This window comes from Micromonospora sp. WMMD735, from assembly GCF_049178995.1.
In the GTDB taxonomy this organism is placed as follows: Bacteria; Actinomycetota; Actinomycetes; order Mycobacteriales; family Micromonosporaceae; genus Micromonospora; species Micromonospora wenchangensis.
Map to the genome: position 1 here is coordinate 6,226,256 of NZ_JBMHMJ010000002.1, position 15,335 is coordinate 6,241,590.

12 protein-coding genes are annotated in these 15,335 nt (G+C 74.8%); 10 read left to right on the forward strand and 2 right to left on the reverse strand.

Annotated features, from left to right (window positions below):
* The first annotated feature begins 181 nt into the window (after window positions 1-181).
* From ACN268_RS27265 to ACN268_RS27310, 10 genes are all read left to right on the forward strand, one after another.
* Window positions 182-1,564, forward strand: a complete 1,383-nt coding sequence (locus ACN268_RS27265) for an FAD-binding oxidoreductase (protein ID WP_421485774.1) — start codon at window positions 182-184, stop codon at window positions 1,562-1,564.
* Window positions 1,561-2,898, forward strand: coding sequence for a class I SAM-dependent methyltransferase (locus ACN268_RS27270; RefSeq protein WP_421485776.1), 1,338 nt, complete (start codon window positions 1,561-1,563; stop codon window positions 2,896-2,898). Before ACN268_RS27265 ends, ACN268_RS27270 begins: the two co-directional genes overlap by 4 nt.
* Before the next feature lie 290 nt (window positions 2,899-3,188).
* Complete coding sequence (locus ACN268_RS27275; RefSeq protein ID WP_421485777.1) at window positions 3,189-4,088, forward strand: S1C family serine protease; 900 nt, start codon at window positions 3,189-3,191, stop codon at window positions 4,086-4,088.
* Window positions 4,089-4,159: 71 nt separating this feature from the next.
* The gene (locus ACN268_RS27280; protein WP_421485779.1) at window positions 4,160-4,393 is read left to right on the forward strand and encodes a zinc-ribbon domain-containing protein; all 234 of its coding nucleotides are present in this window, start codon (window positions 4,160-4,162) and stop codon (window positions 4,391-4,393) included.
* Window positions 4,394-4,649: 256 nt separating this feature from the next.
* Entirely contained in the window at window positions 4,650-5,738 is a 1,089-nt protein-coding gene (locus tag ACN268_RS27285; protein WP_421485781.1) for a hypothetical protein, read from the forward strand.
* On the forward strand, window positions 5,735-7,231 hold the full coding sequence (locus ACN268_RS27290; protein WP_421485783.1) for a hypothetical protein: 1,497 nt from the start codon (window positions 5,735-5,737) through the stop codon (window positions 7,229-7,231). The genes ACN268_RS27285 and ACN268_RS27290 overlap by 4 nt, the downstream gene beginning before the upstream one ends.
* 116 nt (window positions 7,232-7,347) lie before the next feature.
* On the forward strand, window positions 7,348-9,621 hold the full coding sequence (locus tag ACN268_RS27295; RefSeq protein WP_421485785.1) for a putative bifunctional diguanylate cyclase/phosphodiesterase: 2,274 nt from the start codon (window positions 7,348-7,350) through the stop codon (window positions 9,619-9,621).
* 128 nt (window positions 9,622-9,749) lie between these two features.
* Window positions 9,750-10,508 (forward strand): MerR family transcriptional regulator, encoded by a 759-nt coding sequence (locus tag ACN268_RS27300; protein ID WP_421485787.1) that lies wholly within the window; start codon window positions 9,750-9,752, stop codon window positions 10,506-10,508.
* Window positions 10,509-10,570: 62 nt separating this feature from the next.
* On the forward strand, window positions 10,571-10,855 hold the full coding sequence (locus tag ACN268_RS27305; RefSeq protein ID WP_204956596.1) for a putative quinol monooxygenase: 285 nt from the start codon (window positions 10,571-10,573) through the stop codon (window positions 10,853-10,855).
* Window positions 10,856-11,023: 168 nt separating this feature from the next.
* Window positions 11,024-11,800 carry a hypothetical protein gene (locus tag ACN268_RS27310; protein ID WP_421485789.1) on the forward strand — a complete coding sequence of 259 codons (777 nt, stop codon included), beginning with the start codon at window positions 11,024-11,026 and terminating at the stop codon, window positions 11,798-11,800.
* Between the two features lie 192 nt (window positions 11,801-11,992).
* Here the strand turns inward: ACN268_RS27310 and ACN268_RS27315 are convergent, their stop codons facing one another.
* The gene (locus ACN268_RS27315) at window positions 11,993-13,549 is read right to left on the reverse strand and encodes an SLC13 family permease (protein WP_421487008.1); all 1,557 of its coding nucleotides are present in this window, start codon (window positions 13,547-13,549) and stop codon (window positions 11,993-11,995) included.
* Between the two features lie 48 nt (window positions 13,550-13,597).
* The gene (locus ACN268_RS27320; protein ID WP_421485791.1) at window positions 13,598-15,151 is read right to left on the reverse strand and encodes a gluconokinase; all 1,554 of its coding nucleotides are present in this window, start codon (window positions 15,149-15,151) and stop codon (window positions 13,598-13,600) included.
* Window positions 15,152-15,335: the final 184 nt, after the last annotated feature.

A 15,335-nucleotide genomic window follows, 5' to 3' on the forward strand; every position in this document is an offset into this window, starting at 1 on the left:
TACGCCCCCGGTGGGCCCCGGTCGCGGGCCCCTCGTGGACCGTCCCTTCCGCCGGTGCCGGGCGGGGTGGCCGACCCCGCCGACCAGGCCGGTGAGGACACCGCGTCGGAGGTTGCCGGCTGATCCGAAACGGTCAGCGGTGCGGTCCCCCGGAACGGCGCATCGAGCGTAAGGTGATCTCATGCGCGCGCTGCGTGATCATGAGCTGGCGGTGGACGCGTTGCGACGGTCGTACGCCGCCGTGCCCCCCGGGCACCCCGTACGCCTGGCCAAACGCACCTCCAACCTGTTCCGGCCCCGCTCGGCCACCGGCACCCCCGGGCTCGACGTCAGCGGCCTGGACGGCGTCCTGTCGGTCGACCCGGTGGCCCGCACCGCCGACGTGCAGGGCATGTGCACCTATGAGGACCTGGTCGACGCGACCCTCCCGCACGGGCTGATGCCGTTGGTCGTGCCGCAGCTGCGCACGATCACCCTCGGCGGCGCGGTCACCGGGCTGGGCATCGAGTCGACGTCGTTCCGCAACGGGCTCCCGCACGAGTCGGTCGTCGAGCTGGACGTCCTCACCGGCGCGGGGGAGATCGTCACCGCCCGCCCCGACGGCCCGGACGCCGAGCTGTTCGCCGCCTTCCCCAACTCGCTGGGCAGCCTCGGGTACGCCACCCGGCTGCGCATCGAACTCCAACCGGTCGGGCGGGCGGTGGCCCTGCGCAACGTCCGGTTCACCCGGCTGGAGGAGCTGACCGCCGCCGTCGCCGACGTGGTCGCCAAGGGCGAGTGGGAGGGCCGGCCGGTCGACGCGATGGACGGCGTCATGTTCAGCCCCGGCGAGTCCTACCTGGTGCTCGGCTCGTTCACCGACGAGCCCGAGCGGCCCAGCGACTACACCGGCCAGGACATCTACTACCGCTCGCTGCGCCGCCGGGTGCGCGACACCCTCAGCGGCCACGACTACCTGTGGCGGTGGGACACCGACTGGTTCTGGTGCTCGGCCGCGTTCGGGGTGCAGCACCCGGTGGTACGCCGGCTCTGGCCGGCCCGCTGGCGGCGCAGCGACGTCTACCACCGGCTGGTCCGGCTGGAGCACCGCCACCAGGTGGCCGCCCGGGTGGACCGGTGGCGCGGCCGGCCGGCCCGGGAACGCGTCGTGCAGGACGTCGAGATCCCACTGGACGGCACGGCCGACTTCCTGCGCTGGTTCGACCGGAACGTGGGGATGACCCCGGTGTGGCTGTGCCCGTTGCGGCTGCGCGAGCCCGACGGCCCCGGCTCCGCCCGCGCCTGGCCGTTGTACCCGCTGCGCCCCGGCCAGACGTACGTCAACATCGGCTTCTGGGGCAGTGTGCCGATCGCGGAGGGTGCCGCGGACGGCGAGGTGAACCGCTCCATCGAGCGGATGGTGTCGGAGTTCGGCGGACACAAGTCGCTCTACTCCGACGCGTACTACGACCGGGCGGCCTTCGACCGGCTCTACGGCGGGGAGACCTGGCGTGCCGTGAAGGACCGCTACGACCCGGACCATCGGCTCACCGGACTTTACGAGAAGGCGGTTGCACGAGAATGAGCCTGACCGACCGAGAACAGGGGGCGGCGAGCGCCCCGGCCAGCCCGCCGGCGGGGGGTCGGCGGGCACCGACCGTCGCCGACGTCGTCCGCGCGGTCACCACGCGGGACCTGCCGGTCCGTATCACCGGCTACGACGGTAGCGCGATCGGCCCGGCCGACGCCGGGATCACCCTCGACATCCGTTCCGAGCGGGGGCTGTCCTACCTGCTCACCGCCCCGGGCGACCTGGGCATGGCCCGGGCGTACGTCAGCGGCGACCTCGGGCTCGGCGGGGTGCACCCCGGCGACCCGTACGAGGCCCTGCGGGTGCTCCAGGACCTGCGGCTGCGCGTCCCCTCGCTGGCCGAGGGGCTGGCCCTGGTACGCGGGCTCGGCTGGGAGCGGCTGCGGCCCCCGCCGGCCCCGCCGCAGGAGGCGCTGCCCCGCTGGCGGCGGGTGATGGGCGGGCTGCGGCACTCCCGCAGCCGGGACAGCACCGCCATCTCGCACCACTACGACGTGTCCAACGCCTTCTACGAGAAGGTGCTCGGCGACTCGATGACGTACACCTGCGCGGTCTACCACAGCCCGACCGACACCCTGGAGCAGGCCCAGTCGGCCAAGTACGACCTGGTCGCCGGCAAGCTGGCGCTCAAGCCGGGGATGCGCCTGCTCGACGTGGGCTGCGGCTGGGGCGGCATGGTCCGGCACGCGGCCCGCGAGTACGGCGTCACGGCGCTCGGCGTGACCCTGTCCCGGGCGCAGGCGCAGTGGGCGCAGGAGGCCATCGCCCGGGAGGGGCTGACCGGGCTGGCCGAGGTGCGTCACCTCGACTACCGCGACGCGCCCCGCGAGCAGTTCGACGCGATCTCCTCGATCGGGCTGACCGAGCACATCGGGGTACGCAACTATCCGGCCTACTTCCGGGCGCTGCGGGAGCGGCTGCGTCCCGGCGGCCGGCTGCTCAACCACTGCATCACCCGGGCCGACAACCGGGCCCCGCACCGCTCCGGCGCGTTCATCGACCGGTACGTCTTCCCCGACGGCGAGCTGGCCGGGCCGGGCCGCCTGATCAGCGAGGTGCACGACGCCGGGTTCGAGGTGCACCACGAGGAGAACCTGCGGCAGCACTACGCGTCGACGCTTGCCGCCTGGTGCCGCAACCTCGTGGCGAACTGGGACTTCTGCGTCGACGAGGTGGGCCGGGGCACCGCCCGGGTCTGGGGCCTCTACATGGCCGGGTCGCGGTTGGCCTTCGAACGCAACGGCATCCAACTGCACCAGGTGCTGGCCACCCGCAACGGCCCGGACGGCGTGAACGGCTACCCGCTGCGCCCGAACTGGACGCCCTGACCGCACCGCCGCACCGCACCGACGAAAGCCGCGCCGCCCCGGCGCGGCTTTCGTCGTCCGCCGACGTGTCGACGTCGTCGGCGCCGCCCCGGCGGGGCGGCGGCGCCCCCACACGGCGGACGCACAGGCACGCCACAAGGGGACCTCAGCCCGGCGCGGCACGGTGAGTGCATCGCACTACCGAGGAGGTCCCGTGCCGCATCCCGACAACCACCGCCGCCCGTCCGACAGCCACCGGCCCGCCCGTTTCCGGCCCGGGCGGGCCGCCCGGACCGAGGGGCGGTGACCTGATGTCCGACACCATGCTGCGCCCGGCGGCCACCACCGCGGCCGTCCCGACCGCCGAGCCGCCGCTGTCGCCATCCCCGTCGGCCCCGCCGCTGTCGCCGCCCACGTCGGCCCCGCCGCTGTCGCCGCCACCTCCGTCTGCTCCGCCCCCGCCCCCGTCGCGCTGGCGTCGACGGGTGGCGGCCGCCGGTACGGCCGTGGTGCTCATGGTCGCGGGCGGCGGCACCGGCGCGCTGGTCGTGGACCGGTTCGCCGCCGCGGGTCCGGCCGTCACCGGGACGACGGGCGTCGCGGCGGTTTCCGCCGCCACCATCGACTCCCTCGCCACGGTGGTCGCCGCCGTGTCGCCCAGCATCGTCACCGTCGAGGTGACCGGGGCCCGGGAAACCAGCCTCGGGTCCGGCGTCGTCCTCGACGCCGACGGCCTCGTCCTCACCAACCAGCACGTGGTGGACTCCGGCGGCCAGGTCACGGTGACCCTCTCCGACGGTCGTACCGCACCGGCGACCGTGGTCGCCCAGGACGCCACCGCGGACATCGCGCTGCTGCGGGCGACCGGGTTGGCCGGGCTCACCCCGGCAACGCTGGGCAGCGACGCCACGCTGACCGTCGGGGACACCGTCCTGGCGTTCGGCAGTCCGCTCGGGCTGGCCGGGACGGTCACCTCCGGGATCGTCTCGGCCCTGCACCGGTCGGTGGACGACCTGACCGGGCTGGTGCAGACCGACGCGGCGATCAACCACGGCAACTCCGGCGGCGCGCTGGTCGACACCGCCGGGCGGGTGGTGGGCATCAACGTCGCCATCGCCACCACCGGGGAGGACGAGGGCAGCGTGGGCCTCGGGTTCGCCATTCCGGTGGACACCGTCCGCGAGGTCGTGGCCCGGCTGACCGCGAGCTGACCCGGCACGGTGCGGCGGGCAGAATTCCCCGCCCGGGGTTCCCGGGGCCTCGGGCTGGGTACTGCCGGGCGATGTTCCTCATCTTCGGACTCCGCACCAGGGTCACCCGGTCGGGGGTGGTGACCGCCGTCTGCCGGCACTGCGGCAACCGGGCCGCGCAGGTGATCAGCCGCCGGTCGACGAAGTTCACCGTGTTCTTCGTGCCGCTGATCCCGATCCGGACGAAGTACGTGCAGCAGTGCTCGTTCTGTGGCGTCGAGTACGCCGTCGACGCCGACGAGGCCCGTCGCCTCCCGGTCGGCTGACCGTGGCCCGCTTCCTCTGCTGGCTGATCGGCCGCCCACCGGGTCCGCCGACCGCGCCGGTGCACACCGCCTCCCGCCCGCCCTGCACCCCCGGTCGTCGCCCGTCACGCCGCCGCCGGCGACCGGCCGCCGGTGCCCGTTCCCCGCGTTCACCCTGGAACCGGTCCGCCGGCCGCTGACCCGGCCGCTCCGAGGCACCCCGCAGCGGGCGTCGGCTGCCGGCCGGGGTCGGCCGGGGCGGCTATCGTGGCCTGTCGTGACGAGCACCGCACAACGCCTGGCCGCGATCCGGGGCGACGTGCCCCCGAAACGGCACAACGCCCGGACCATCGCCGCGCTCACCGGAAACCCCGGCTGCGCCCGCCGGGCCGTGCTGGACGGGGCCGGGGTGGACAAGTCGGCGCTCGCGCAGCGGGTCGGCTTCCCCGCCCGGTTCGGCCAGTCCCGGTTCGCGATCACCCGGGGCAACGCATTCGAGGCGCAGGTCAAGGCCGACGGTGGGGCGGAGCTGCTGCGGCTGGTCGCGCAGCGGTTGGGCGTACCGGTGCCGCAACGGGCGAGCTGGACGGACCTGGGCGGCGCGGACGACCTGCCCGACCGGCGGGAACGCTCGCGGGCCGCGCTGACGGCCACCGGGCCGGACGCGGCGCTGTTCGACCATCCGCTGCTCGGCCTGGACGTGGCCGGTCAGCGGGTGCACCTGGAACCGGACCTGGTCGCCGCCCGGCTCGGCGGCCGGTTCCACGTCGTGGAGATCAAGTCGTTCCCCGTGATCGACGGGCAGGCCGACCCGGCGAAGGTGTCCGCCGCCGCCGTCCAGTCCGCCGTCTACGTGCTGGCGCTGCGCGACCTGCTCGCCGCCGAGGGACGGGACCCGGAGTCGGTGTCGCACGACGTGGTGCTGGTCTGCCCGCGTGACTTCGCCAACCAGCCGATGGCCAGCCTGATCGACGTCCGCAAGCAACTGCTGGTGCTGCGCCGTCAACTGGACCGGATGGCCCGGCTGGACGACCTGCTCACCGCCGTGCCGGCCGGGTTCACCGTCGACCCGGCCGTCGACCCGGTGACGCTGACCGCCGCGCTGCACACCGTGCCGGCCCGGTACGCGCCGGACTGCCTGGCCGGCTGCGAGCTGGCGTACTTCTGCCGGGACGAGGCGCGCGGGCAGACCGGGGCGCTGGGCCGGCCGGTGCGGGAGGCCCTGGGCGGCATCGCCGAGGTGGCCGAGGTGCTGGCCCTGGCGGCCGGCGGGCCGGCCGTCGACCCGGAGCGGGAGGAGGCAGCCGCGCTGCTGCGCTCCGCCGCCCGGCTGCGCGCCGACGCCCTCGCCGGCCACCGGTCATGAGTACGCTGCGCGCGCTGGCGAAGGCGCAGGCGCTCGCCGCGGGGGTGGCCCAGCCGGTCGCCACCGTCCGGCACCTGCACCTGGCGCAGCGCCCGCTGGTGCTGGTGCCGTTGGCGATGGCCGGTGAGGCGCACGCCCCGCTCGCCGCGCTGGTCGGCACCGACCCCGACGACGCCCGGCTGCTGGTCGTGCCGCAGCCCCGCAACCGGGACCAGCGGTTCCGGTTCGTCACCGAGCTGGCCGCGACCGTGCTGCCCTGGCTCGACGGCTTCCGGGGTGTCTCGGAGGCGGTGGCCGTGGACCGGGGCCGCGACGTCCGCTACCGGTACACCGACGCCCCGCAGCTGTGGGTGCCGAACCCGGCCGGGATCACCTTCCTGCGGCTGCTGGGCCGCTCGACCCGGTTCCGCCGCCCGGACGGCGAGTATCCGGTGCACCCGGCCGTCCCGCTGCTCGGCCGCTGGCTGACCTTCTTCGCCGAGCGGGCCGAGCAGCCCGGCTCGTCGGCGCTGCTGGCGATGACCGACGCGCTCACCCTGCACTGGGCGACCGGGCAGAGCGCGGTGGAGGACCAGCACCTGCCGGCACTGCTCGGCTGGATCGACCCGCCGGCCGGCTCGACAGGTGTCGAGGCCGCCGCGCGGGCCGAGGACCCGGCGGTGTGCCCGCCGGCCGGCCCGGCCACCGACCCGGAGTTCGACAACGAGGCGCTCGCCCCGGCGATGGCGGCCTGGGCGGCGGCCGACGACGACCCGGCCGCCCGCGACGAGGCGTACGCGGAGCTGGTGCGGTTGCTGCGCGGGCAGCTCGCGCCCACCTGGGAGCTGATGTGGCGCGGCCTGGGACTGCTCGACGGGCTGCCGCCCGGTGCCCGGGTGGCGGGCCGCTGGGCCGGCGACCGGGACGCCTTCACCGGTTACGCCGAGCACCTCGACGCCGACGGCGGGCCGCAGCCCCGGCACGACGGCGCGGTCGCGGCGGCTGTCCGGCTGCACCGGCTGGAACGCGCCGCGACCAGCTACGCCGTGCAGCGCGCCTACGACGACCCGCTGGTGATGGCCGAGCACCGGCTGGCCGGGGAGGCGTTCGTAGCCGACGTGACCCTGGCCGACCCGGGGCGGGTGGACGACAGCGGCAAGCGGCCGGTGCTGCGGCCGAGGATCCAGGTGGTGACCACCGAACCGGTGCGGATGCCGGTCGGGGCGACCCTGTGGTCGACGGCGCGACCCGCCCAGAAGGCGAAGGTGGTCTTCGTGACCCCGGCGGCGGACGGCCGGACCGAGGTGGTGCTGGAGCTGTCGGGCGGGATGGGACGGGGGCTGACCGCGCCGCCGGGCAGCGTGCCGCAGGTGGGGGAGCGGCTCTGCCTGACCACCCTGTCGGAGGCGTACCTGCCCGCCGGGACGTTCCCCACGGCCGAGGAGACACCGTGGACGCACGGGGGACCGCCGACCTACGAACAGTCCGAGGCCCTGTCCTCAGTGGTCGGATAGCCGACCCGGTGAGTGTGGCGGTGACCCGCCCGGCTGGCTAGGCTGCGATGGTTCGCCGTCCGTGATCCGTCCGCACGGTCGAGGTGCGCGTTGGAGAGAGAGCCGGAGCGATCACCGTGCTACCCCAGGACGCCGTCTCCGGCGCGCCGACCCGACCGCTGACCCTCCCCCGGGTGGGTGCGGTCGTCGCCGCGGTGGCCGTCGTGCTGGAGTTGGTCTGGCTGCTCGCCGCGCTGCCCAGGGCGGCCCTGGTCAGTGACGTCATCGCCACCGCCGTGGCGAGCTGGGCCAGCTACGCCTGCGTCCGCACGATGCGTCGGCACCCCGCCCCGCTGCGCCGGTTCTGGGCGCTGCTCGCGCTCACCATGGGGCTGGCCGCCGCCGGCCGGCTGCTGTGGACGGTGGACCGGCTGCGCGCCGACGAGCTGCCGCACACCCCGCTGATCGGGGCGGTCTTCACCGCCGGCATCGTCACCGGCACGGCCGCGCTGCTGGCCTCGCTGACCGCGCCACGCAGCGCGGTGGGCCGGGCCCGCACCGTGCTGGACGGGGTGATCGTCGGGCTGGCCCTGATCCCGATCGGCTGGGTGGTGGTGTTCCGCGACGTCGCCGCCGCCGACCTCGACGATCCGCTGCGCACCCTCGGCCTGCTCTACCCGATGATCGACCTGATGCAGCTGACCATCCTGGTGGCGGTGGCCGGCCCGGCCCGCTCGGTGTGGCCGCCGCTGACCCTGATCGGGGCGAGTCTGGTCACCCGGGCCGGCGCGGACGCGGTCTACGTCTCGCTGGTCGCGCACGGCAGCTACACCCCCGGGCACCCGGTCGACGTCTGCTGGCCGCTGAGCTACCTGCTGATCGGCATCGCCACCACCCGCCCACCGCCGCCCACCTGCGACGGGGCCGAGGAGATCGGCGAGTCCCCGCTCCCGTCCTGGTGGCGGGTGGCGCTGCCGTACCTGCCGGTCGGCGGGGCGATCATCGCGGTGGTGCTGGCCCGCCGTCCCACCGGGCAGACCCCGCCGTTGGTCTTCGGCGGGATGATGGCGCTGCTCGGGGTGCTCGCCCTGCGGCAGGGGCTGGCCGCCAACGAGAACCTGCGGCTGGTGGCCAGGCTGCGCCGGCTCGCCTACACCGACCAGCTCACCGGCCTGCCGAACCGGCTGATGTTCAACCGGCAGCTCCGCCGGGCGCTGCGCGAGGGGCCGCCGGTGGCCGTGCTGCTCCTCGACCTGGACGGCTTCAAGCAGGTGAACGACCGGTTCGGGCACGCCACCGGCGACACCCTGCTGACCAGCATCGCGCTGCGGATGCGTGCCGCCGTCGGCGGCGACGGCACCGTCGCCCGGCTCGGCGGGGACGAGTTCGCCGTGCTGGTCGCCGGGGACCGGACGGTCGTGCCGGAACGGCTCGCCGAACGGCTGCTCGCCGCCCTGCAACCGTCGGCGGGCGAGGAGGACGTCGGCGTCCACCCGTCGGCCAGCATCGGCATCGCCGAGTTCGGCCCGCAGCACGCCTCCCACACCGACGTGCTGCGCGACGCCGACATCGCCATGTACGCGGCGAAGGCCGCGGGGAAGTCCGCGTACCGCACGTGCACCCCGGCGCTGCGGGAGTCGGCGGTGACCCGGGCCGAGCTGATCGCCGACCTGCGGCGGGCCGTCGACGAGCGGCAACTGCACCTGGAGTACCAACCGATCGTCGACCTCGCCACCGGTGTGGTCCGCAGCGCGGAGGCGCTGGTGCGCTGGCGGCACCCCCGGCTCGGACTGCTCGCCCCGGCGGCGTTCCTGCCGCTGGCCGAGGAGACCGGGCTGATCGTGCCGATCGACAGGTGGGTGATCCACGAGGCGTGCCGGGCCGCCGCGACCTGGCGGGCCCGGGTGCCCGAGGCGACCGTGGCGGTCAACATCGCCGCCGCGCACCTGCGCCGCCCCGACCTGATCGCCACCGTCACGGCGGCCACCGCCTCGGCCGGCCTGGCCCCCCGCGCGCTCACCCTGGAACTGACCGAGTCGGCGCTCATCGACGGCAGCGAGGCGGTGCTGGAACGGCTCGCCCAGCTTCGTGAGCTGGGCATCCGCATCGCCATCGACGACTTCGGCACCGGCTACTCGTCGTTGAGCTACCTGCACCGCATCCCCGCCACCGAACTCAAGATCGACCGGTCGTTCGTGGCCCGGCTGGACACCGACGCGCGGGCGTACGCGACGGTGGAGATGGTCACCCGGCTGGCCGGGGCGTTCGACCTGGCGGTGGTGGCCGAGGGGGTGGAGACCGAGGGGCAGCACGCGGCGGTCACCGCGATCGGCTGCGTCCACGGCCAGGGCTACCGGTACGGCCGTCCCGGCGGTCTGTCCGCCCTGCACGCCCTCGGCACCCCGCGCTGACCCCCGCTCCCGCCGTCCACCCGGGCGGGCCCGGCCGTCGTGCCGCCCCTGACGGGGACCCGGCGCAGAATCGACTTGACCCTCACGTCGCGGCAGGCCGGAGCCTAGGTGCCGGAAGGGAGGAAACCATGGCGTACACGGTGGGTCAGGTGGCGAAGGCGGCCCGGGTGACGGTCCGGACGCTGCACCACTACGACGGGATCGGGCTGCTCTCGCCGAGCGGCCGGACGCCGGCCGGCTACCGCCGCTACGACGACGCGGACCTGGAGCGGTTGCAGCACATCCGCTTCTACCGGGAGCTGGGGTTTCCGCTGGAGGAGATCGCGGTGATCCTCGACGACCCGGATGCCGACCCGGCGGCGCACCTGCGCCGGCAGCACGAGCTGCTGAGCGGGCGGATCGGGAAGCTCCAGGAGATGGTCGCCGCGATCGAGATCGCGATGGAGGCGAGACGGATGGAGATCAACCTGACCCCGGAGGAACGGTTCGAGGTCTTCGGTGACGTCGATCCGGAGGAGCACGCCGAGGAGGCGCGGCAGCGCTGGGGCGACACCGAGGCGTACCGGGTGTCGACCCAGCGGGCGGCGAACTACTCGAAGGAGGACTGGCTGCGCATCAAGGCTGAGCAGGAGGACTGGGGCCGGCGGATCGTGGCGGCGCTGACCGCCGGGACGCCCGCCGACTCGGCGGAGGTGATGGCGCTGGCCGAGGAGCACCGGCAGCTCATCGTCCGCTGGTTCTACGACTGCTCGTACGAGGTGCACACCGGGTTGGCCGACATGTACCTGGCCGATCCCCGGTTCACCGCCTTCTACGAGAAGGTCGCGCCGGGGCTGGCGGAGTACCTGGCCGAGGCGATCCACGCCAACGCGATCAGCCGGGCCTGAACGGTGCCTCCTGCGGTGGGTGAGGATGGGGGTTCGTCCCGCCCACCCACCGGAGGTCGTCCGTGTTCATCGTCGCCGGAAGTCTCTACGTCGACCCCGCCGAGCGGGACACCTACCTGGCCTCCTGCGTGGAGGTGGTCCGGCAGGCCCGCTCGGCGCCCGGCTGCGTCGACTTCGCCATCGGTGCCGACCTGGTCGAGCCGGGCCGGATCAACGTCTACGAACGCTGGGAGTCCGACGACGAGCTGCTGGCGTTCCGGGGGTCCGGCCCGGAGCAGGAGCAGGTCGCGGCGATCCGTGGCGCGGAGGTGCACCGCTACCGCATCTCGGCAGTCGAGGCCCCCTGACCGGCCCCTGACCGGCCCCTGACCGGCCTCTGATCGGGGGTGGCCGGCCCGGTCGGTGCGGTCGGGGGTGCCCGGTCGGCGGCCGGGTGCCGGGCTAGGCTGGCGCGACCGCTCTGTCACCAGCGTCGATCGGCTCGGCCGGCGGGCGCGCCACCCGGGGAGACCGCCGTGAAGCACCCGAAGCTGGCCGCCGCCACGGCCGCCCTCGTCGCCCTCGTGACGGCGGCCGGCTGCACCGCGGACGACAGCGGTGCGGGACCGACACCGACCGCCGGGTCCACGACCGCAGCGGCCCCGACCGAGCCGGCCGCCGTACTGGCCACCGCCGCGCAGCGGGTCGACCAGCAGTCCTACCGGCTGACCCTGGGCGACGGCGCGGGCGGCGGGGACACCACCACCCTGGTCTGGGACCCGAGGGGCCGGCGCGGGCGGGAGACGACGACGCTGGCCGTGGCCAACGGCAAGGTGGTCATCGAGCGGCTCGTCACCGGCACCGACGTCTACGTGAAGGTGACCGCCCCGGACCGGCGGGTGCCGGTCTGGGACGGGCGTACCTGGTGGCACCTGGGCACCGTCGAGGCGGCCGCCGCGAAGCGGACCGGGCTGGACAACACCCGGCTGGCCAGCACGCTCGGCGCGGCCACCGAGGTGCGCGCCACCGGCGAACGGGCCTACGCCGGGACCCTGGACCTGCGGCGCAGCACCGAGGTGCTCGGCGAGGGGGTGGGTGGGGTGCTCGGCGAGCGGGCCGCCACGGTGCCGTTCACCGCGACCGTGGACGCGCAGGGGCGGCTGGTCCGCTACCGGATCGAGCTGTCCGGCGAGCAGGGCAAGACCTCGGCGCTCGACCTGACGTACGCGGACTTCGGCCTGCCCGTGTCGGCGGACCAGCCGGAGGCCGGCCTGATCGGCGAGGACCCGCCCCGCAACATCCCCGGCGCCTGACCCCTACCCCGCCCAGGCGGCCCTGCCCTGCCCGCCTGCCCGGCGGGGCTGGCTCGCAATGTCGCCACAACTGCGGTATCCGCGCGCTCCGATACCGCTCTTGTGGCGACATTAAGTTGATCAACGCCGACCCGACCGACGCCCGTCGGTCGGACCCGGCCCGACCAGGCCCGACCGACGGGCGCGGGGACCTCACAGGAGCAGGTCGAGGAGGAGCACGCCGGCGAAGCCGACCACCGAGATGATCGTCTCCAGTACCGACCAGCTCTTGATCGTCTGCCCCACGGTCAGCCCGAAATACTCCTTGACCAGCCAGAAGCCGGCGTCGTTGACGTGCGAGAAGAACAGCGAACCGCAGCCGACGGCCAAGGCCAGCAGCGCCACCTCGGGACGGTCCAGGGTGGCCGCCAACGGGGCGACGATGCCGGCGGCGGTGATCGTGGCGACCGTCGCCGAGCCGGTGGCGACCCGGATGCCCACGGCGACCAGCCAGCCCAGCAGCAGCGGGGAGAGGTTGGCGTCCTTGGCCGCGTCGGCGACCAGGTCGCCCACCCCGGCGTCCACCAGCACCTGCTTGAAGCCGCCGCCGGCGGCGACGATGAGCAGGATGCCGGCGATCGGCGGCAGCGAGCCGCCGAGCACCGAGGAGACCTGGCTGCGGCTGAACCCGGCCTGGTAGCCGAGGGTGAACATGGCGACGATCACCCCGGCCAGCAGCGCCACGATCGGCGCGCCGGCGATGTCGAGGGACTGCCGGGCGACGGTGCCGTCGGCCAGGGTCAGTTCGCCGACCGCGCGCAGCAGCATCAGCACCACCGGCAGCAGCACGGTGAGCACCGCCGGCCAGAACCTGGGGGTACGCCGGGCCGTCTCGGTGCCGCTGTCGTCGACCGGGGCGCCCGGCCGGCCGGAGCCCGGGTTGACCAGGTCGTCGTCGGTGAGCAGGTCGTCGTCGCCGGCCGGTCCCCGCCCGGCGTCCCGGCCGTCCGACTCCCGGTCGCGGCCGGCGGCGGGGCTGCCCGGCCCGCGCCGGCCACCGCCGGTGGTGGCCGGTTGCCGGGTGGGCAGCAGCGCGGCCGGGGCGGTGGCCGGCACGTAGCGGGCGATGAAGTTGCCGAACACCGGGCCGGCGACGATCACGGTGGGGATGGCGATGATCAGGCCCAGCCCGAGGGTGAGCCCCAGGTCGGCGTCGAGGGAGGAGATCGCCACCAGCGGGCCGGGGTGCGGCGGGACGAGGCCGTGCAGCACCGACAGGCCGGCCAGCGCCGGGATGCCGATCTTCATCAGCGGTACGTCGGTGCGCAGCGAGACCAGCAGCACGATCGGCACCAGCAGCACCACGCCGACCTCGAAGAACAGCGGTAGGCCGATCAGTGCGGCGACCCCGGCCATGGCCCAGGGCAGGGCGGTGCCGGAGACCCGTCCGACGACCCGGTTGACGATGCCGTCCGCCCCGCCCGACTCGGCGAGCAGCCCGCCGATCATCGCGCCGAGGGCGATCAGCAGACCCACCCCGCCGACCGTGGAGCCGACCCCGGCGCTGAACGACTCGATCATCGTCTCGGGGGCCATGGCGGCGACCACGCCGAGCACCGCCGCGCCGAGGATCAACGCCAGGAAGGGGTGCACCTTGCCCCAGGCGATGAGCACTACGACCGCGGCGATGCCCAGCAGGGCGGCCACGACCAGTTGGGCGTCACCGGCGCTGGTGGCCGGTTCCGCGGGTGCGGCGAGGAGGGTGAGCACGGCGATCACGACCTTCGGACGGGGTCCGGCCCGACGTGGGGCGGGCGGTCACATGGGTGCGGGGGTGGGTGGTGGCTCCGCCGGCAGGCTGGGGGCCAGCCGGCGCAGCGACGCGAAGGTGGGCACCAGCGCGTCGTACAGCTCGGAGTGCAGGGGCAGCAGGGCGGCGTAGGTGGCGGCGGAGGCCGGTTCGGGGCGTACCGTCTCGTCGATGCGGACCAGGTCGGCGGCGACGTCGATGGAGTCGATCAGGCCGAGGGCCTGCATGCCGAGCAGCGCCGCGCCGAAGCTGGAGCCCTCGTGGCCGGCGGGGAACCGCACCGGCATGTCGAGCGCGTCGGCGAGCATCTGCCGCCACAGGGGGCTGCGGGCGAAACCGCCGCTGGCCCGCACCTCGCGGACCTCGTTGCCGGCCGCCCGGACCGACGCCAGGACCAGGGCGAGCTGCTGGCAGACCCCCTCCAGCGCGGCCCGGACGAGGTGCTCGCGGCGGTGCCCGTGGGTCAGCCCGACGTACGCCCCGCGCGGCAGCGCGCTCCAGTGCGGGGCGCGCTCGCTGAGCAGGTACGGCAGCATGATCAGCCCGCCGGAGCCGACCGGGGCGGTGGCGGCCAGCGCGAGCAGTTCCTCCTCGCCGTGCTCGCCGAACTCGGGGGCGAGGGTGTCACCGGCCCACTGGAGCACGATCCCGCCGTTGTTGATCGCCCCGCCGACGACCCACCGGTCCTCGGTGAGCGCGTAGCAGAACACCCCACCGAGGGGGTCGACGGCGGGACGTTCGACGGCCACCCGCATCGCCCCGGAGGTGCCGATGGAGCAGGCGACGACGCCGGGGCGTACGGCACCGAGGCCCAGGTTGGCCAGCGGACCGTCGCCCGCGCCGACCACGACGGGGGTGTCGGCGGGCAGGCCGGTGGCGATGGCGGCGCGGGCGGTCAGACCCGGCAGCACGGTGGTGGTGGGCACGAGCCGGGGGAGCTGTTCCTCGGTGATGGCGGCGACGCGCATCGCCTGGGCGTCCCAGATGAGCTGGTGGATGTCCATCAGGCCGGTGGCCGAGGCGACCGAGTGGTCGGTGACCAGCGTGTCGGTCAGCCGCAGCAGCACGTAGTCCTTGATGCCGACCCAGCGGGCGACCCGTGCGTGCAGCGTCGGCTCCTGCTCGGCGTACCAGAGGATCTTCGGCAGCGGGGCCATCGGGTGCACGGGGGTGCCGGTGCGCCGGTGCAGGGCCAGCCCCCACGGGGCGGCGCGCAGCCGTTCGGCCTGGCTGCTGGCCCGGGAGTCGGCCCAGGTCACCGACGGGGTGAGCGGTGCGCCGTCCGGGTCGAGGCCGATCAGGCTGTGCATGGCGGTGCTGAACGACAGGCCGGCGATGCCGTCGCCCAGTTCGGTGACGACGGTACGGATGGTCTCCACCACCGCGTCGAAGATGAGCTGCGGGTCCTGCTCGGCGTAGCCGGGGTGCGGCTCGTCGAGGGGGTAGCCGACGGAGTGGCTGGCGAGCTGGTGGCCGTCGGTGTCGTACGCCACGGTCTTGGTGCTGGTGGTGCCGATGTCGACGCCGAGCACCACGCGGCGGCGCTGGTCCGGACCGGTCACGGGCCCCCCTCGCATCGGCGGTGCGGGCGTCGCGGCCCGGCTGCGGCTGACGTTACCCACGTCGGCAGCGCCCCGCACGGCGGAGAACCGGAAGGTGAGCGGGTGCGCGGTTCGCCGTGGTCGGGAGATTTCCCTCCCCCGATCGGGTGGTAAATCCGTAATGCCGGGTCCGTCGGTCTTGTTC